Below are 1,290 nucleotides of genomic sequence, written 5' to 3' on the forward strand. Positions count from 1 at the left end.
TCATTTTCACTAACTGGCTTTTGAGTATTTTAGCTGATTGACAAAATGCACTTTTACTTAACCTGTCACGGGTGCCCCGTGAGGGGATTTGGTTATTGGAAACTGCCGGAGTTGCTGGTTCAAGTCGAGGCGCAACATAATGTTTCAGTCCCCGTGAGGGGATTTGGTTATTGGAAACTCTTAGCCCATATTGAGCATTAACAGCCATAAAAATGTTTCAGTCCCCGTGAGGGGATTTGGTTATTGGAAACCGCTCGGTGCTGAAACTGTTACAGAGCAGGCTTCCTGGGAAGCATTTTGGCAAACCTCAAAAATAGGTCGATTTCAGCCACTCTTATTGCGACTAAATGTCAACTTTCCTTAGCACTAAAACTGTGAAACTATTTACTTGTCAAGGTTCTGGCGATTTTGGCAGATCCCCAGGGTTTTTGACCCCGCTTCGACTTGCCAAATATCAAACTGATTCCATAATCATAAGATGTGTATTTATTATTGTCTATATTAATGGAGTAAGAGGACTCCCGTTAAGTCTTCGACTGTAACGGGAGATGAATTGCGACCAATATAAGACTGAGCGCAGCGAATCATTGTTTTGGTTGGTCTTGTTTCTCAACGTAATTTTTTAACTGCTCAACCGTGACAGCTCCACAACTAGCAACAAAATACGCACCAGTCCAAAAATAAGGCTTATTGTAGAAGTATTTTTTAGCCAACCAAGGAAACTCTTTGCGAATCAATCTACTGCTCACTGTTTTGATATTCCCAATCAGAGAAGATAGTGGTTTATCTGGTTTGTAGTCAATTAATAAGTGTACATGGTCTACTTCACCGTTGAACTCTAACAACTCACAGTCCCATTTTTTTAGGGTATCTGTGATTATTTCTTTTAACCTGTTGAGTATTTCTGCATTAATAGCTTTTCTACGGTACTTCACGACTAGAAGGATGTGAGCGTTAAGTCTATAAACAGACCTAAAACCATGATTATACATATATTGACAAGAGTTAGCGGTAAATAGTATATTATCACAATAGTTTTTCAATGCCGTATTGATGCTAGATGTACTGAAGGTCAGAATTTATCCCAACCAAGAGCAAGAAATAAGATTCGCCAAAAGCTTTGGATGTTCTCGGTTTGTTTGGAATTTTTACCTCAACAAGACTAATACTCAATATCAAGAGACAGGCATTGGGATGACCAGTTTTAATTAAAAATTATGGCTCTCCCAGACTAGATATGTTAAATTAACAACAGAAATACCAATTTAGTAAAACCCTTCTTCTAAAATT

At 38.4% G+C, this 1,290-nt stretch carries 3 protein-coding genes; 1 reads left to right on the forward strand and 2 read right to left on the reverse strand.

Features of this window, described 5'->3' with window-relative positions:
- A partial coding sequence (locus ACEYW6_RS36250) for a hypothetical protein (RefSeq protein WP_412983612.1) occupies positions 1 to 208 on the reverse strand: 208 nt, incomplete at its 3' end.
- Between the two features lie 376 nt (positions 209 to 584).
- Positions 585 to 992, reverse strand: a complete 408-nt coding sequence (gene tnpA / locus ACEYW6_RS36255) for an IS200/IS605 family transposase (RefSeq protein ID WP_412983614.1) — start codon at positions 990 to 992, stop codon at positions 585 to 587.
- A 61-nt stretch (positions 993 to 1,053) separates the two neighbouring features.
- Between tnpA and ACEYW6_RS36260 the strand changes: the two genes are divergently transcribed.
- Entirely contained in the window at positions 1,054 to 1,212 is a 159-nt protein-coding gene (locus ACEYW6_RS36260; protein WP_412983613.1) for a helix-turn-helix domain-containing protein, read from the forward strand.
- Positions 1,213 to 1,290 lie beyond the last annotated feature (78 nt).

Origin of the sequence: Nostoc sp. UIC 10607 (genome assembly GCF_047228265.1) — a bacterium.
GTDB classification, from domain to species: Bacteria; Cyanobacteriota; Cyanobacteriia; order Cyanobacteriales; family Nostocaceae; genus Nostoc; species Nostoc foliaceum_A.

Coding starts and splice junctions, on each gene's coding strand:
- ACEYW6_RS36260 (WP_412983613.1), top strand. CDS start 1,054: ATGCTAGATGTACTGAAGGTCAGAATTTATCCCAACCAAGAGCAAGAA.
- tnpA (WP_412983614.1), bottom strand. CDS start 992: ATGTATAATCATGGTTTTAGGTCTGTTTATAGACTTAACGCTCACATC.